Consider the following 17,173-nt stretch of genomic DNA (forward strand, 5'->3'; position numbering starts at 1 on the left):
CCCCCATTCACACCGGACGTGAGAGTTTCCCCTCATACGGCGTTCCATCAATTATGAATCTTTAAACTAATATTTCATTTCCAGCCATAACTCGAAGTTTATTTACTTTGTCTCTACATTCTTGTGTCAGTCTTTCTAATTGAAGATATTTTTCAATCGTCTCTTCTTTTGTTGCGTGAATCAGTTTATGGACCATTTTTGTTATAAAAACCAAATTGTTATAATCATCTTTTCCACCTAATGCTCTTGGCTTCTTATGATGTAATTCCATATTATTTAGAAGAAGTGGCTCACCTGTAACGAAACATATCCCCTTTTGAGCGATATATTTTGAGATGCGATTGTCATTATACTCAATGCTCTGATTGATTACAGGATTTTTTACTAAGTGCCTAATAATTCCTTCTGAGACTGACTTTTGTGTTTTGTGTACGAGACTTCTACCTTCAATCGTGTAGTTATTTATTTCTTGCGTAAAGTTCTTCGGGTTTTTGTGTTTGACACCATCAATCGGGAAAATGGCTACTCGGGCTACGAAAACTTTCTTCTTACCTAAATAGTCTTTATAATGCGTTTTGTAATATTTACTTAGTTCCCCGTTTTCGGATGACACAAATTTTAAGCTGTTATATAAGGTTCGTTTGACAGAGAATGCAATTTCACTAAAATCCTTTGATACCATTGTCGCTTGTTGATAATAATTTTGAAGTCCTAATATCGTCGCATTGAGCTTAGAAACTTCAGAGGCAGTGGTATTTTTCTTAACTTTTTTAAGATGTCCCTTGATTTTTTGTTTTGCATTTTCTTTTGCCTTTTCAGTCATAAATGATTTTACAGTATGTTTTTCTTTATTCCTTGTTACTTTCATTTTAAATCCAAGGAATTCTGAAAAGTTTTTTCTTAAATTAATTACCTTCGATTTTTCTTTGCTAATGTCTAGATGCAATCGTTCCTTTAACCACTTTTTTACACCTTCAAATATTTTGAAAGCACTTTTATGGTCACGACAAAAGATTTTGAAATCATCTGCATAGCGTACGATAAACATTTCTTTTAAGTTTGTACTTTTTAAAGCACGGTACTTTGCAGTTCTGTCTAATCGCTTTTTTCCGCCTATGATTCGTTCTCTTTCATAATCTTTATCCGTTTCAAAAGTTTCCCATTGGTCACTTATCCACCAATCTAGCTCATTCAGAACGATATTGGATAGTAATGGTGATAAAATACCACCTTGTGGAGTACCTCTTTCTGGCTTTCCTATCCCCACTATTTCCGCTTTCAAAAGTTTGCTTATGATAGAGATTACTTTCTTATCTTGAATCCCCATACTCCACATTTGTTTTAATAGCTTTCCATGATTGACGTTATCAAAGAATCCTTTAATGTCTATATCAACCACGTAATGCAGCTTATTAATATTCGCTAATGTAACTGCCCTTGAATATGCGTGTAATGTACCTCTATTTGGTCGAAAGCCATAACTGTGATGATGAAATTTCGCTTCACATATCGGTTCAAGAACTTGTTTAATACATTGTTGTATAATTCGGTCTTCGATTGTTGGGATTCCCAACGGTCTAACTCCTCCATTAGCTTTTGGTATTTCTTTTCTTCTAATTTTGTGTGGAATAAAGTTTTCCATTCTTGTTCTAACATACCGCACAAGTTTTTCAGGTTCTTCTTCACCTATCGTGATAATAGTTGACTCATTAACACCCTTCGTAAATGAACCTTTATTTTTCTTGATGTTTCTGTATGCTAGTAAGATGTTTTCTCTATTTACTATCAGTTCGTAGAGATTTTTGAATTTCTTGTTGATTTGACTATCTTTATATAGCTTGTCGAAGGTTTGTTGCATACCGTAATACTCATTGTTTCGTAAAGACTGTCGTTTCAAAACTTTTTCGTTTGCTGTGTCAGTCAACACTTTCACCACCATTTTGGTTTGGTGACTGCATTTCTTTTAGTCATACGAGAACCTGAACCTCTAAAATATTGTTTTAGTTATTCATAAACTGACTAGTGGCTATCCCTCCACCGCTTATTATCACGGCTTCAATGGTACTGTGCCACCACTTTCACGGGCTTAAAATAGGTTATACAAATGAGTTTTCCCTATACCTTTTCATCGAGTGCAACCTCTCCAAGTAGCCTCGCTTACCACGTTCCAAGAAATCATATCTTTACATATAATACCTTTAGGTCATTCCTCTAACCCTGCTAGCTTGATAGTGCCTGTAACACTATAAGGTGTTTCATAAAGACAAATTTTACTCCACCTCACTAGCCCAACAATACGTTAGTGTACCCTTTCGAATACCTATACCTCTAGAGCCGTACATTCGGAATTTCGTCAGTAGGAAGTTTTGTTCCCTACATTCTAACCATGGGCATTTTTATAGAACCCCAGTCTATCTACCACACGAAGTGCCTCCACTCCGCTTTCCTATACATTAGGGTGATATTCAACTGACTTCACCGAGCTTATAACACGTTCAATGTTGCAATCTAATTGTGCTATTCGGAGGATTAGGCCGAGCCTTTCAGAGCGTTACCTCATCATTCGACTCATCTGATTTCTTAGTTCTCCTAGCAAATGAGCTAGTGGCTAATCTTTTCAATTAGCAACGTGTCGCACTATCCTGATACTCATCCACGTGTATATACTGGAACTTATTTTGATAAAATTCGAGTACATCAGGTGCTTCTTTAAATAAGCGAATCGTTAACATAATTAAATCATCAAAATCAGCACTTTGATTTTGTTTTAGACGCTTTTGATAGCCTTTATACACTTGCGCTACGATTTTTTCGAATGGGTTATGTGGGTTCATATTCGCTTCGAACCCAGTTGCGGTGATGCATTCATTCTTCGCGGAGCTAATTGTATTTAATATGGCGCGTGGATCGTACTTTTTCGGATCGATATTATCCTGCTTTAAAATATTTTTAATAACGGTTAACTGATCTGAGCTGTCTAAAATCGAGAAGCTCTTGGAATAGCCGATACGGTCGATATGGCGACGTAAAATTCGCACACACATCGAGTGAAATGTTGATACCCACATGCTTTCTGTCGTACCATTTCCTAAAATGCCATCAATACGTTCACGCATCTCGCGCGCTGCCTTGTTCGTAAATGTAATCGCTAAAATCTTAGAAGGATATACTTCACGTTCTACGACTAAATATGCAATCCGATGCGTTAATACACGTGTTTTCCCTGAGCCAGCACCAGCCATAATGAGTAGCGGGCCTTCTGTTGTTTTTACTGCTTCTGCTTGCTGTGGATTCATGCCTGCCAGTAAATTTTTTGCTATGTGCTCCATGCTGCTTCCCTCCTGCAAAAAGAACATTTGTTCCTATTTTATCATAATTCATTTCATCTTGGTAAAGTTGCTGCTAAATTTAATCCAATTAGCAAAAAAATATTTCTGTTCCAAAGAAACTATTTCACTGTATTTTTCACAGCTTTTACGGTTTTTAACGCCGCTTTTAAATCGTCATAAATAATATTGCCGACGACGACTGTATCTGCATAGGCCGCCATCTCTTTCGCCTGTTGGACCGATGTGATGCCCCCACCGTAAAACAACTTTGTCTTTTCTAGTACCTCGGCAGTAGCCTTCACCATCTCGACATCGCCATAAGCACCACTATATTCTAAATAGAAAATAGGGAGCTTGAAGTAATTTTCGGCCATGCGGGCATACGCCACTACATCCTCTTCTGTTAAATCGGTTTTGGCACTCGTTACTTGTGCCACCTTGCAATCAGGATTTAGCACACAGTAGCCTTCTGCAACAAGCTCCTCCCAAATTAACACATCGCCGAATTCTTTAATCGCCTCATGATGTAAATCCTTCACCCATTTCGTATCGGTACTATTTAATACAGAAGGAATAAAGTAATAATCATAGCCAGCCGAGATACTTTCGACATCCGAAATTTCAAGGGCAATCGGTACCGAATAGCGGCGTACACGTACTAATAAATCAAGCACGCCATCAAGCGTCACATTATCCGTACCACCAACTAAAATCACATCCGTACCTGATTCACAAATTTGCTCTAACGCCTCATCTGAAATTTCCTTCGCCGGGTCTAGCTTAAACACATGACGCCAAGTTAAATAATCCATTCACCATTCCACCTATTCTTAAGTTTTATCTAAACATTTTTGAGTCAGTTCTTGCTCGTTGCGACTAGTTATAAGTATAACGAATGTACGAAAAATATTAAAAGACTGAGCGCGTAAATTGGCTCAGTCTTTTGAAAACGCCCCTCTTATTTATATGAGTGAGCGATTGTTACTTTGAAGTAAATGGCTTTTCGTCTGGATAAAGACGACCAAGCATTTCATCATACATATCATTACCATAATCATAGCAACGACGTACGCGTGAAATTGTTGCTGTTGATGCACCTGTTTCTTTTTTTATTGTCTCATACGTTTTCTTTAAACGTAATAAATGCGCTACTTCAAAACGCTGTGCTAATGATTGAATTTCACTAATCGTGCATAAATCATCAAAAAACTTATAGCATTCCTCAATATCTTTTAATTCTAGGACTGCTTTAAATAACTGCTCTGTTTGATGACCACGAATTTTTTCAACTTGCATGTAGCCCACCATTTCCTCTCTACTCTGAATATGTAACAGCTGTTGCTAAGCCTGGTGTCGTTGGTACAAAATGAATCCACGTATTTCCTGGTACGAGCTTCACTTCTGTCCCATCCTCTTCTACAGCGACTAACAAACCGTCTGCATTTTTCCATTTCACCTCGCGCACGGTACCAGCCTGTGCTACGTACGCATTGCCGCCATCTGTAATCGTAATATCACGTCGACCTTCACTATCGATAATACGGTGGGGCATTTCAAAAAATAAGACATTGGCCAATTCAATCGATTCATTCGTTTCCGCATCAATCGTTTCTACATTTGCTGAATAACGTTTATAATGATTTGTTTCGGCATCATAAACATAGTGACTATTGAATGAACCGCCACTATTATACATCATCGTTACCTCATTGGCCGCTGCTCCTATTTTAACACTATCTTCGGCTTCATAAAATGGATAAGATACTTTTTTCTGATAAAGTAATGAAGCTCCTACCTTTTCTGCCCCCGCCATTACATTCTCACCAGTAATATAGGAATTATGAGGTGCCTTTCTCTTCGATGAACGTGTGAAAAACGTACCATCATATTGCATCCCATTAATCTGATCCACTACTCTTCGATCTAGCATGGATTTTGCCTCTGGGCTATACCCATGTGCAATATAAAAGGCATCTAAGCCCGCCGCAATATCAATAAAATACGAGCGTGCACTTCGAATCGGTCCAATTGAATCAGGCACTTCCGATTGGTACAATGCTAAAAATCGCGTTACATCCCCTTCTGCCAGCATCTCATAAACAACATCAGCAGCAGCAAGCCCTGATTGTGGACGCGCTTGTGGATGATTATTGATCGTTGCTAGGATGGGTCTTGTCGATACTTCCTCTGCAACACGCACTCCTGTAAATGGCGTTACATAGGGTAACTCTTCAGAAACCTCGACGTCCACCTCTGTTTCAGCGTTCACTTGCTCAACTTCTTTTTCTGGTTCCTGTACTTGCTCTTTATCGGAGCAGCCTGAAATAATGGCTGCACTTAATAAGCTTAAAATGAATAAGCGACTCTTTCTCACACCGACACTCTCCTTCAAATAATAACTCCAATCCATTACGCCAGGTCCTTAACTTACTTCAGCCCCCGCTAAAGCAAGTTAACGCATTACAGCTGGCAACATCACCGTATTTTTCATCACATCAAAAATACCGCGCGTCGTAATTCGAATATATGGTAAATGCGTAGATTGTAAAAATAATAATGTATAAATGGCATCTGTATGATGATAGCCACGTTGCTTTAATGCTTGCTTTAATTCCACTTCTAATGGAATTAATTCACGCACATCGCCATCATAAATACTGCCCCCTAGTGCTAATGGGATTTTAGCCACGACTTGTCCATTTTCAACAAGCACGATACCGCCATTCATCTTTTTCAATTCATCAAAGGCATGAAGCATCTCGTCCATACTTTTGCCGATTAAAATAATATCACCCGTATTGGAATACGAGGAAGCAAATCCTTTCACCTGTGACGCAAAGCCTTTCAGCATCGTGTTAATACGCCATTTGCCATTACGGTCAACGAGCATTAAATAGCTCTCATCATGATCTGTTGATAACCTATTGTTTTGCCCTACATTATTAATACTGTACGGTTTTGTAATCACATCGTTCAACATTTCAATTCCGATTGGCATCGAAAACTGGAAATCCGCTTCTGTTAACTCAAAGTCTAGTTGTAATTGACCAAATACCGATAAATCCGTTTTCGGGAATGCCTGTGTATTTTGCCCATCCTTTTTCAACCACACCCCTTTAGATAAAACCGCTTCTGGCGTTGGTGAAAATTCATCTGCTAAAATATTAATATTGGCATAGCGCCCTGTTGCAATGGAGCCATGTAAATTCGTCATATTATAATAGCGCGCAACATTATATGCCGCCATATTATACGCATCAACCGGACGCACACCTGCTTCTAGTGCCGCACGAATACATTTATCCATCACGCCATCTTCATGGAAACTTGGCGTAGAGCCATCTGTCGTCATCATTAAATGATCAAAAATAGCATAGCCTTTCTCGACTACCGCTTTTAAAAGCTGTGGTAAGTCTGGACGAATCGATGAATAACGTAATGTCAGCTCATACCCGTGCTGCAAACGAAGCTCGATATCCTCAATCGTCATCGATTCATGGTCGCCATCTACGCCAAATAAGCGCATTTTTGCGAGCGTTTTTTCAGAGGCTCCCGGCAAATGACCTTCAACTTTTTTCCCTTTATGCTTTGCGGCTTGAATCCAATACAGCATTTGATCATCCCCACGCATTAATCGCGGCCAACCCGTAAGCTCGCCTCCCATAATGACATCTTGACGCTCCAGCCACTCCATAACCGATGCATTCGAATAAAGCTCGCCCTCATTTTCAAGCTCCGTTTGTGAATCAAAGCGACTCCACCAATAAAACGAAAACGGTAATTTCGCTAGTTCATCGATAAAAGAAAACGCTTTCTTATTTCCGATTGATGAAATAAAGGTCATATTGTCTGAAATAAAGGTGGTTGTCCCACTTTGTGCACTAAATTCCGCAAAGCTGTGCGGATTATACAGTTGAAACGGGTGAACATGTGGCTCGATATAGCCGGGCACAATTTTTTTTCCAGAAACATCGATGATTTCTGTCCCCTCTGTATTACTAGGCATTTCTTTTCCTACATAAACAATGCGCTCTTCAGAAATCCAAATATTGCCCGTTACCCATGTTTTGAGCATGCTATGTAAATAATTTGCATTTTGTAACACTATTTCTGGCGCAGCTACCCCATCAATAATACTAATTTGCTTTCTAATTTTATTTATTTTCCAGTTAATTTCCGGCATTGGCAAACGCTCCTCTCCAATCATCCCTATCTTTTTAGTGAAAAAATATAAACTTTAGTCCTCTTATTTTGCTTTAGGACGACTTCTTCTACAATATTCCTTTTTTATGGTTAATCGTATCATAGCACTTTCCTAAAGCAAAGTATTTGCAATGTAAATTTTTAGATAATTTAGTATACGCCTCAAAAAAATGGTAACGGAATATATCCGTTACCATCTCCACTATTATTATATTTAAGAAATCGTAATTCCTGCATTCGCTGAACCTGTAACTGTTGTGACCGCTGTTATTCCTGTTCCAGAAACAGAGAATACCATTACTAAACGATCGCCTGTCACTACTGGGAAATTCGCATCAGTTGCACCTTGTAATATAGTTCCTACAGAAATTACACCTGAAAGCTGTGGTGATAAATTCACTCCTACACCAGTTGCAGCAAATGTATTACTTCCTGCAGGAGCACGATAAATTTCAGCTCTAACCGTCGCGCTTCCTAAAACAGTAATACCCAATGTTTCAGTAAATGTAGCTGCAAGTGATGAAATCGTACCTGCTCGAGGTACTGTGAACGCTTCTGTAGAACCTGCTGGTAAGATTGGTAAAGTAATCGTGTTATTAACTAAAGTAACTCCTGTAATAGTAGAACCAAATCCCACTGCACTCACTGTCCCTGCTAAACCATTCACAAGTGTTACTAATACAGCTGGAATTAAGCCTGAAGAGAACGGGATAATCGAACCTTTATTAACAGGCGGACATACCGAACTAGTCGCTCTAAAAGGTCCTACTGAAAAACATTGATTACCGCAATGTCCTCCTGCGTGACCAGAGCACCCACTACATCCACCATGCATACAATTATTACACATATTTCTCACCTCCCTTCTTCCGTATTTTATTCACCGGAAAATAGAGTTGAAGGGCAATCAACTAGTAAGTGGGAGGAGAAAGTTTTGATCGTTGCACTTCTTTTTAAGTTAGCAATAGGCGCGTTTATTAGATTACAACGCTCATTATGAATATCTTTAAAACGCTGGTCATTTGCGGAATAGATTAAAAAATAAGGAGTTCTTCTGTTTTTTACTCTCCACATATGAGGACTCTTGTGAATTACTTATTTCTTCAGGTGGGATTTCTGGCTCAGATTGGGGTTGGTTTTGTTGCTCGAGTTCGAATGCATCATTGTTTGATTCGCTCGTCGGTTCATCCGCAACAATTTCGAGTAAGTTCTCTTCATAAATGGAAGGCACTTCATTCGGTAGCTCTGGCTCATTCGTGTTACTAAAACTTTGCTGATGATTCAGGTGATGCTGATTTTCTCCAAAATGTTTAAATTGAAGTGTAGCCTCACCTGACTTGTTCTTATTTAATCCCGTATACGCAGAATTGGGCTGTGCAAGATTGGATTGAAAGTAGCTTTGATTAAAAAAACGCTGATCGATGGAATTCACAATAATTTCATTATGCTCGACCGGTACACGTTCTTCTTCATTTTTTTGTAGCTCAAGCTTCTGTTCGGGGAATTTTCGCAACTGCATATAGGATGGCTGATAGGGGGCGTTAGCTGTTTGATTATTTGGAGATGTTTTGTCTTCTTTAGTTTTCAATTTACTGTCCGACTTTTTTTCTTGTACTTCTTTTTTATGTGCCTTCAAATCATTTCCTAATGGTGCTTCCCTATTACTTGGCTTGATTTTGTCGGAAATATTGAAAATCTCTTCACTCATCACTTTGACGGTTTGATTCAGTGCGGACAGCTGAAGAGCAAAATGCTTCACCTGCTCTTCATATTGCTCACTTTGTGCATAATGTTTTAAGTCAAATGTTTTGGTGAAGTCTTCAATAGTAGAGATTTGCATTTTTAATGAGTCCAATTCCCTCTTAATAATTAAATAATCATCAAAGGAATCCCCCATTTTTAAGGTCAATAAAGCACCCCGATAGCCTGAAATTTTTTGCTTGAGCCTCTCAATTTCACGAAGCGTCGTATTTGAAGAAGATTCTTCCACTATCATTCACTCCTTTTTAGTACACATCTATTTGTATGTTATTGAAGAGCGTGGCTGTATGTTACACCGTAAGCAATAAGCATCCTTCTTATTCATAAGACCGCGAAAAGCACCGCGTCCATCCTCATTATTTTTTACTATTGCCATAATAATTTTAATCCCTTCATCAATCTATTTCTTTGCCTATGCAAGTAGATGAAGGGCGACATAATATACAAACGAAAGATAAAATTTTTTGGAGGTGTTAATAAAATGCAGGAACAAATGTCATCTCATGCAAAGGAATTAATTTGCATCAATGTCGAAAAAGTTTATGATTGGGTTGTGAAAGATCTGTCATTTGAATTTTCTCCAGCGAGTCCTATTTCTTTCCCTGGTTTACCAGCTACTGCTACAACTGCAGGTGCAACCGTTAAATGTCATGTAGAACCATCACCGAATAATCCTGTTGTTATTATGAATCGTGAAAATCGTACGTTTAAGATTGACGGGTCATCTGTTTGCTTGCAACAACTGACAATTCAAAAGAACTTTGAAGTAACAATCTGTATTACGTTAGCGAACGGAACAATGTATACAAGTAACAGCTTCCCTATTTCACGCTGTGAGCATGTAGTAATGTGTGCACCGAAAGGAACGAATGTAGACGTTACTTACACAGACCTTGATTGCTTCGTATGCTCTACAGGTTCTTATCAGAATAATGGTAACGGCACAATCACGTTTTCAAACTTATCGCTTTCCGTTACAGTTTGCCAAAGCATCCAATCCACTTACCCTGTTACAGTTGAGTTTTTAGCAAACTACTGTGAACCACGAGCAGATTTACCAACAACTTGCTCACCAGGCACTCGACCACATAACTGTTCGGTAGTCTTCCCATAGAATTGATGAGCTGTGCTAATTTTAACTAAACGGTCATAAAATAAAGAAAGGGGCAGCCCTTTCTTTATTTGTGCTTACATAATCTGTGTTTTCCCAAAAGGAGGAATCAAATTGACAACGCTTCACCGTCAACTAGAAGAAAAGATTCATATACTTCAAATGCAAACGAAAGCTTATCTTCGCGAAATCAAAGAACAAATAGACCAGCTTCCCAAATCCAAAAAGATTCATGTCATCAGTTATTTCACGACTTCCTTCAATATTTCGCATAGTCCCGAACAAGAAAGCTTATGCCTCTGCTCCTATCATATTCACAATATCGGGAATGAGTCATTACACAACCCCTCTATCTCGATTATACTCCCTGAAGACTCTCCGTTTTCCTTTAGCGGTAGATACGTTAGGGAAGAATTCAGCCAAAGTTTTAAGGGCCCTAATGAATGGATTCGCCTACCCAATAGCACAAATAAAAAGGAATTTTTACTAAAACCACTTAGTAAAACAGAGCTAAAACCAAATGAAATTCTGTCGTTTTCCAATTTTCAAATAAAGTGGTCACCGAATGAATCCTACTCAGGTAGCATTACCGGCTTTACCTATTGCGATCAATTACAGGATGGCATCGCCGTGGTCAACCCGATTCATCTGAGTGTCATCAGTCTTGGACAGGAGGAAATGTCTTGAATCACTTTGACGAAGAACATGCTGGATCCATCTCCATCGATGAGCTTTTCAAGCAATTTACAAAAGAGAATTTTTCCGATTTAAAGCATCAAGACCCTAATAATAGCTTTCTGTTTTTAGAAAAAAGCTCCTTGAATTTATTGTTAGCCTATCTATTGTCGAAGCCACCAACGTCGCCTACAGCTCCCAACATCACAGATGAGCTAGCGAGTAAAGAGGAGGCATGGGCAGTAAAGGCTGTAGAACAATTGGAGCAATTTATTCATGACAACGAAAAGGAATTTCAAGACATCATTCGTTTATTAAAGGAAATGACGTGATGGGAGGGATACGCGATAGCAAATGAAAGCCTGCACAATAAAGACATGCATCAATTACAACAAATGATCATCTTTTTGAAGTCTGAGCTGGTGAAGGCTCAAAACGAAATGGCAAAATGGCAAAATAATGATTATTATGCCTTAGCCATTAGCCTTGAACAGGAAAATAATCGACTAGCCCATCAGAAAAAACAACTTTCGCGGGAACTCCTCGTAATCAAGCGCGCTTTCGAAAAGGAAATGACGAAGCTTCATGAGGATATTCAAACGCGCGAAACCCAAAGATTAAAATTAATCTCTTCGATCAAGGCATTAGTACAGAAGAAAAATGAATTGCTCGCGGAAAATAAAAACTTAAAAACATCCATGAAAGAAATACAGAAAGAAAACGGAGCGTCGTCCACCCTTCACTCGCCAAATCAAACCGCAAAAACGATTGAAAAGATCGACAACAGCTTACAGGATTTTATCGAAAAAAACGCTCAGCAGCTCGCCTTAATTAATGACGAATTATCAAAGAACCGAAGTGAAGTAATTGATATTAATTTATATTTATTAAAAGAAATCAAACATAAAAGCACGAAAATAGACATGCTACTGCTTGAAATTGAGGAGCTCAAAGAACAACAGCACAAACAGCAGCTAGCTTCCATAGAAAACAAGCCTACCCACACCCTCTCGCATTTCGAGGAGCATGCGCAAGATGGATTACCTTTAGCAACAAATTTCGAGGAGCAACTAGATGAAAAATTACGGATACTCGATGATTTAGAAGACGAATTAAATCAACTTGCCAAAAAGGCTAACAAGCATAAAGTGGACCAATAATTAAAGGGCGATACTTTTTACGTATCGCCCCGTTGATATTATTTAAACGTTCTCCAGCCAATATCGCTACGGAAGAAGAAATTCGTCCATTCTTTTTTCGCAAGCTCTGCATATACCTTTTCTTGCGCTGCTTTTAAATCCGCGGCTTCTGCTGCCACTAATAGCACGCGCCCGCCATTGCCCACATAATGACCATCGACTAGCTTTGTACCCGCATGATAGACCGGTAATTCTAAATCAGCCAACTCTGGTAAGGCATTTCCCTTCATCACATCACCCGGATAGCCTTCTGCTGCTACAACAACCCCTAGCATTGCTTCGTCTTTCCATTTCAAATCAAACGGCTTTTCGTTCATTAAACTCATCATAAACTCTCCGAAATCGGAGGCCATACGTGGTAAAACAACTTGTGTCTCCGGATCACCAAAACGGGCATTGAACTCAATTACCTTTGGACCTTTTGCCGTCAAAATTAAGCCAGCATATAAAATCCCTGTAAACGAAACACCTTCTGCATCCATTGCCTTTACAGTTGGTTCAACAATTGTGTCGTACGCAATCTTGACAATGTCATCAGCAATTTGTGGAACTGGTGAATAAGCACCCATTCCCCCCGTATTTGGACCTTTATCTCCATCGTACGCACGCTTATGATCCTGTGCAATCACCATCGGATAAATTTGACCTCTATGCACAAATGACATAAAGCTGAACTCTTCGCCATCTAGGAATTCCTCAACGACAACACGAGAAGAAGAATCACCAAAGCGCTGATTGCCGATCATATCTTCCACCGCTTCAATTGCTTCTTGTTCCGTCATCGCCACGATTACACCTTTACCAGCAGCAAGTCCGTCCGCTTTAATAACGATTGGTGCACCTTGCTCTTTAATATAGGCAACTGCTTTTGCGCTTTCCGTAAATGTTTCATGCGCAGCTGTTGGAATGCCGTATTTATTCATAATTTCCTTGGCATAAGATTTCGAACCTTCAATTTGTGCTGCAGCTTTTGTTGGACCAAAGATTACTAAGCCTTGCTCGTTGAAGTAATCGACAATCCCTTCTGCTAATGGTTGCTCTGGACCAACGAATGTTAAGGCCACATCATTTGCCTTTGCGAATTCCGCTAATTTTTCAAAGTTTAATGCGTCAATTGCTACGATTTCTGCATCATTTTTCATACCGTCATTTCCTGGTGCTACGAAAACCTTTTGAACAGATGGTGCATGATTGAATTGCTTTGCGATTGCATGCTCGCGACCGCCACTACCGATTACAAGAATGTTCATATATATGCTCTCCTTCAAATGAAAAATAGGTAATAAAAAAACGCCCGCCAAAAATTAGGCGAGCGTTTTTCATTAATGGTCGTTGACACTGAGCTACCCGACCAAAAGTAGCACTGTGCGTCTTACAATCAATGATCATTTGTTATTAATGGCGCATCCCCCGGCCAAAGTGGATGCATCCATTAACAATTATTTTTTTCCGATGCGGACCCGGCCAAGAATCGCGACATCGTCTTATTTCTTCCTCTTCCGGCCAGAAAGAAGAACAAATAATGCATTTGCAAACGCTTCTGCTAACGTCCGGCCAGAACATTAGCGAAACATTATTCTATTATAAAGCTTTAGCTACCATTTCTCTACTATAATGACTTCATTTATCACATTTTGTGCAAACTCTACAAATTAGTGCTTAAAGTGACGAACACCTGTGAACACCATTGTAATGCCTGCTTTGTTTGCTGCATCAATTGAATCCTGGTCCTTAATCGAGCCACCTGGTTGGATGATTGCTGTAATGCCTGCTGCAATGGCTGCTTCAACTGTATCCGCCATTGGGAAGAATGCGTCCGATGCTAATGCTGCACCTTTTGCCTTTTCGCCCGCTTGCTCGAACGCAATTTTTGCCGCGCCCACACGGTTCATCTGACCAGCACCAACACCTAATGTCATTTGCTTGTCTGTTACAACGATGGCATTTGACTTCACATGTTTTACTACTGCCCAACCAAGCTTTAATGCTTCCCACTCTTCTTCTGTTGGTTCACGGTCCGTTGCCACTTTAATGTCCGCGTTAGCAAAGCCAAAACGGTCTGGCTCCTGAACAAGTAAACCACCTTCAACCGATACAACGTTGAATTCGTCTTGTTTTGCTTGTGCAAAATCAATTGTTAATAGGCGAATATTTTTCTTCGCTTGTAAAATTTCTAACGCTTCTGCTGTAAAGCTTGGCGCGATGATAATTTCTAAGAAAATGCCTGATAATTTTTCAGCAGTCGCTTGATCTACTTCCATATTTAGGGCGATAATGCCGCCGAAAATCGAAGTTGAATCCGCTTCATAGGCTTTCTCGAATGCTTCTTCAATTGTGACACCTGTACCAACACCACAAGGGTTCATATGCTTCACGGCTACGGCTGCTGGCATTTCGAATTCTTTTACGATTTGAAGTGCAGCATTGGCATCTTGAATATTGTTGTACGATAATTCTTTCCCATGTAATTGTGTTGCATAGGCAATTGAGAAGTCCGAGCCTAAACGTTTGGCATAGAATGCTGCTTTTTGGTGAGGGTTTTCACCATAGCGTAATGTTTGCTTTAACTCATAAGTTAACGTTAAATTCTCTGGGAACTCTTCGCCAATAGCCGTTGTTAAGTGATTTGAAATATACGAATCATAAGCCGCTGTATGACGGAATACTTTCGCTGCTAAACGACGGCGTGTTTCTAATGTCGTTTTACCATCTGCTTTTAGTTCTTCTAAAACCGTAGCATAGTCTGTGCTATCCACGATTACTGTTACATAATCATGGTTTTTAGCCGCTGAACGTAACATTGTTGGACCACCGATATCGATGTTTTCGATTGCATCATCCCAAGATACGTTTGGTTTTGAAATAGTTTCTACGAATGGGTAAAGGTTTACACATACGATTTCGATTGGCTCAATGCCATGCTCCTCCATTTGTGCTACATGTGAAGGCTCATCGAATTTCCCTAAAAGACCGCCATGGATCATTGGGTTTAATGTTTTTACACGGCCATCTAAAATTTCCGGGAATTTTGTTACTTCGTCAACCGCTGTTACGGCTACATTGTTGTCTTGTAATAATTTTTTTGTTCCACCTGTAGAAAGTACTTCATAGCCAAGTGCTACTAATTCTTTTGCAAATTCTAAAATTCCATTTTTATCTGAAACACTAATAAGTGCACGTTTCGTCACGACTAGGTCCCCCAATTTTATTGTTTTCATTTCCGGTAAGCGCATGCCCTCTCATGGAGCGACTTAAGCGGAAATTATTGTTCAAATAACTGCTTTAATGTATTCGTATAAAGTGCATGCTCTAATGCATGAACACGTGCTTCTGTTGCTTCACGGTCACCATCGACTACGTCAACTGCGCCTTGTGCAATAATCGTTCCTGTATCCATCCCGGCATCGACATAGTGCACCGTTACACCGGTTACCTTCACGCCATGTGCCATTGCTTGACCGATTGCATCTTTGCCTGGGAAGGATGGCAGTAAGGATGGGTGAATATTGATGATGCGGTTTTCGTACGCTGTTAGTAACGTCTCACCAACTAAGCGCATATAGCCAGCTAAAATAATCCATTCCACATCGTTTGCTTTTAGGTGCTCTATGATTTTTGCTTCATAGGCTGCCTTGTTTTCAAATGCTTTCGGCGATAGCTCCACTACCGGAATGCCAAAATTATTTGCGCGTGTGACAACAAATGCTCCTGGCTTGTCTGTTATAACAAGCGCAACAGAGGCATTTAATTCACCATGCTCGATTGCTTCTTGTATTGCTTGGAAGTTTGACCCACTTCCCGAAGCAAACACTGCAATTTTCGTTGTCATTACACTAGGCTCCCGTCATGCTCGCCTTTGAAAATGACACCTTCACCTTTAACAACGCGACCAATTGTATAGGCTTTTTCACCATTTGCTTCTGCTGCTGCGATTACTTTCTCTACTTCACCTGCTGGCACAGCCATTACAAAGCCAATCCCCATATTAAAGACGTTATATAAGTCTTTATCTGCTAATTGACCTTTATCTTTTAAGAATTCAAACACGCGTAATACAGGCCAAGCACCTAAATCAATTTCAGTTGCTAACCCTTCTGGCATCATGCGTGGTAAGTTTTCATAAAAGCCACCACCTGTTACGTGGGCACAGCCGTGAACATCTGCTGCTTTAAGCGCTGCTAATACAGGCTTTGCATATAGCTTTGTCGGTACTAATAATGCTTCACCAATTGGACCTAAATCCTCATAGCCTTCAACAACGGCATCTACCGCATAATCATTGTCAGCGAATACAATTTTACGTACTAATGAATAGCCGTTTGAGTGGACACCACTTGATGCAAGACCAACAAGCACGTCACCTTCTGCGATTTTTTCACCTGTAATGATGTCTGCTTTCTCACATGCACCTACTGCAAAACCAGCTAAGTCATACTCATCTTCCTCGTAAAGACCTGGCATTTCCGCTGTTTCACCACCAATTAACGCTGCACCAGATTGCACACAGCCATCTGCTACACCTTTAACAATTTGCTCGATTTTGGCAGGCTCTGCTTTACCAACCGCTACATAATCAAGGAAATATAATGGCTCCGCGCCCTGTGCTACAATATCGTTGACACACATTGCGACACAGTCAACACCGATTGTATCGTGCTTATCAACCATGAATGCGAGCTTTAACTTTGTCCCAACACCGTCTGTACCAGAAATAAGAACTGGTTCTTTTAAGTTCAGTGCAGATAAATCAAACATACCGCCAAAGCCGCCGAATGTACCCATGACACCTAAACGATTTGTGCGCTCAACGTGTGATTTCATACGTTTTACTGCTTCATAACCTGCTTCAATATTTACGCCTGCTTGTTCATATGCTTTTGACATAATGTACTTGC

At 39.8% G+C, this 17,173-nt stretch carries 15 protein-coding genes and 1 pseudogene; 4 read left to right on the forward strand and 12 right to left on the reverse strand.

All coding sequences use genetic code 11. From position 1 onward, the window contains the following. Nucleotides 1–61: 61 nt before the first annotated feature. The 8 genes and pseudogenes from ltrA to MKX47_RS17505 form a co-directional block, all read right to left on the reverse strand. Complete coding sequence (ltrA, locus tag MKX47_RS17470) at nucleotides 62–1,939, reverse strand: group II intron reverse transcriptase/maturase (protein WP_340776739.1); 1,878 nt, start codon at nucleotides 1,937–1,939, stop codon at nucleotides 62–64. Nucleotides 1,940–2,636: 697 nt separating this feature from the next. Continuing rightward, a pseudogene (locus MKX47_RS17475) lies at nucleotides 2,637–3,329 on the reverse strand (UvrD-helicase domain-containing protein); the annotation flags it as partial. 119 nt (nucleotides 3,330–3,448) lie between these two features. Beyond that, nucleotides 3,449–4,141, reverse strand: coding sequence for a heptaprenylglyceryl phosphate synthase (locus tag MKX47_RS17480; protein WP_340776741.1), 693 nt, complete (start codon nucleotides 4,139–4,141; stop codon nucleotides 3,449–3,451). A gap of 169 nt (nucleotides 4,142–4,310) precedes the next feature. Beyond that, complete coding sequence (locus MKX47_RS17485) at nucleotides 4,311–4,625, reverse strand: YerC/YecD family TrpR-related protein (RefSeq protein WP_340776743.1); 315 nt, start codon at nucleotides 4,623–4,625, stop codon at nucleotides 4,311–4,313. A 19-nt stretch (nucleotides 4,626–4,644) separates the two neighbouring features. Continuing rightward, entirely contained in the window at nucleotides 4,645–5,703 is a 1,059-nt protein-coding gene (locus MKX47_RS17490) for a DUF3048 domain-containing protein (RefSeq protein ID WP_340776746.1), read from the reverse strand. Nucleotides 5,704–5,781: 78 nt separating this feature from the next. Next, on the reverse strand, nucleotides 5,782–7,512 hold the full coding sequence (locus tag MKX47_RS17495) for an adenine deaminase C-terminal domain-containing protein (protein ID WP_340776748.1): 1,731 nt from the start codon (nucleotides 7,510–7,512) through the stop codon (nucleotides 5,782–5,784). Nucleotides 7,513–7,746: 234 nt separating this feature from the next. Then, the gene (locus MKX47_RS17500; RefSeq protein WP_340776749.1) at nucleotides 7,747–8,382 is read right to left on the reverse strand and encodes an exosporium glycoprotein BclB-related protein; all 636 of its coding nucleotides are present in this window, start codon (nucleotides 8,380–8,382) and stop codon (nucleotides 7,747–7,749) included. Between the two features lie 168 nt (nucleotides 8,383–8,550). Further along, nucleotides 8,551–9,522, reverse strand: coding sequence for a hypothetical protein (locus MKX47_RS17505; protein WP_340776752.1), 972 nt, complete (start codon nucleotides 9,520–9,522; stop codon nucleotides 8,551–8,553). 252 nt (nucleotides 9,523–9,774) lie between these two features. Here MKX47_RS17505 and MKX47_RS17510 point away from each other — a divergent pair, with 252 nt between their 5' ends. The 4 genes from MKX47_RS17510 (at nucleotide 9,775) to MKX47_RS17525 (ending at nucleotide 12,239) form a co-directional block, all read left to right on the forward strand. Further along, the gene (locus tag MKX47_RS17510; protein ID WP_340776754.1) at nucleotides 9,775–10,407 is read left to right on the forward strand and encodes a hypothetical protein; all 633 of its coding nucleotides are present in this window, start codon (nucleotides 9,775–9,777) and stop codon (nucleotides 10,405–10,407) included. Nucleotides 10,408–10,518: 111 nt separating this feature from the next. Further along, nucleotides 10,519–11,091, forward strand: coding sequence for a hypothetical protein (locus MKX47_RS17515; protein ID WP_340776756.1), 573 nt, complete (start codon nucleotides 10,519–10,521; stop codon nucleotides 11,089–11,091). Then, nucleotides 11,088–11,411 (forward strand): hypothetical protein, encoded by a 324-nt coding sequence (locus MKX47_RS17520; RefSeq protein WP_340776759.1) that lies wholly within the window; start codon nucleotides 11,088–11,090, stop codon nucleotides 11,409–11,411. The genes MKX47_RS17515 and MKX47_RS17520 overlap by 4 nt, the downstream gene beginning before the upstream one ends. A 108-nt stretch (nucleotides 11,412–11,519) precedes the next feature. Then, a complete protein-coding gene (locus MKX47_RS17525) occupies nucleotides 11,520–12,239 on the forward strand; it encodes a hypothetical protein (RefSeq protein WP_340776761.1) in 720 nt (239 codons plus the stop codon). A 38-nt stretch (nucleotides 12,240–12,277) separates the two neighbouring features. Here the strand turns inward: MKX47_RS17525 and purD are convergent, their stop codons facing one another. From purD to purM, 4 genes are all read right to left on the reverse strand, one after another. Next, complete coding sequence (purD, locus tag MKX47_RS17530; protein ID WP_340776763.1) at nucleotides 12,278–13,528, reverse strand: phosphoribosylamine--glycine ligase; 1,251 nt, start codon at nucleotides 13,526–13,528, stop codon at nucleotides 12,278–12,280. Between the two features lie 402 nt (nucleotides 13,529–13,930). Continuing rightward, nucleotides 13,931–15,466 (reverse strand): bifunctional phosphoribosylaminoimidazolecarboxamide formyltransferase/IMP cyclohydrolase, encoded by a 1,536-nt coding sequence (purH, locus tag MKX47_RS17535; protein WP_340776765.1) that lies wholly within the window; start codon nucleotides 15,464–15,466, stop codon nucleotides 13,931–13,933. Nucleotides 15,467–15,540: 74 nt separating this feature from the next. Next, nucleotides 15,541–16,107 (reverse strand): phosphoribosylglycinamide formyltransferase, encoded by a 567-nt coding sequence (gene purN, locus MKX47_RS17540; RefSeq protein WP_340776767.1) that lies wholly within the window; start codon nucleotides 16,105–16,107, stop codon nucleotides 15,541–15,543. Next, nucleotides 16,107–17,162, reverse strand: coding sequence for a phosphoribosylformylglycinamidine cyclo-ligase (purM, locus tag MKX47_RS17545; RefSeq protein WP_340776769.1), 1,056 nt, complete (start codon nucleotides 17,160–17,162; stop codon nucleotides 16,107–16,109). The genes purN and purM overlap by 1 nt, the downstream gene beginning before the upstream one ends. Between the last annotated feature and the right edge of the window lie 11 nt (nucleotides 17,163–17,173).

It is taken from the genome of Solibacillus sp. FSL R7-0668 (assembly GCF_038006205.1).
Taxonomy (GTDB): domain Bacteria; phylum Bacillota; class Bacilli; order Bacillales_A; family Planococcaceae; genus Solibacillus.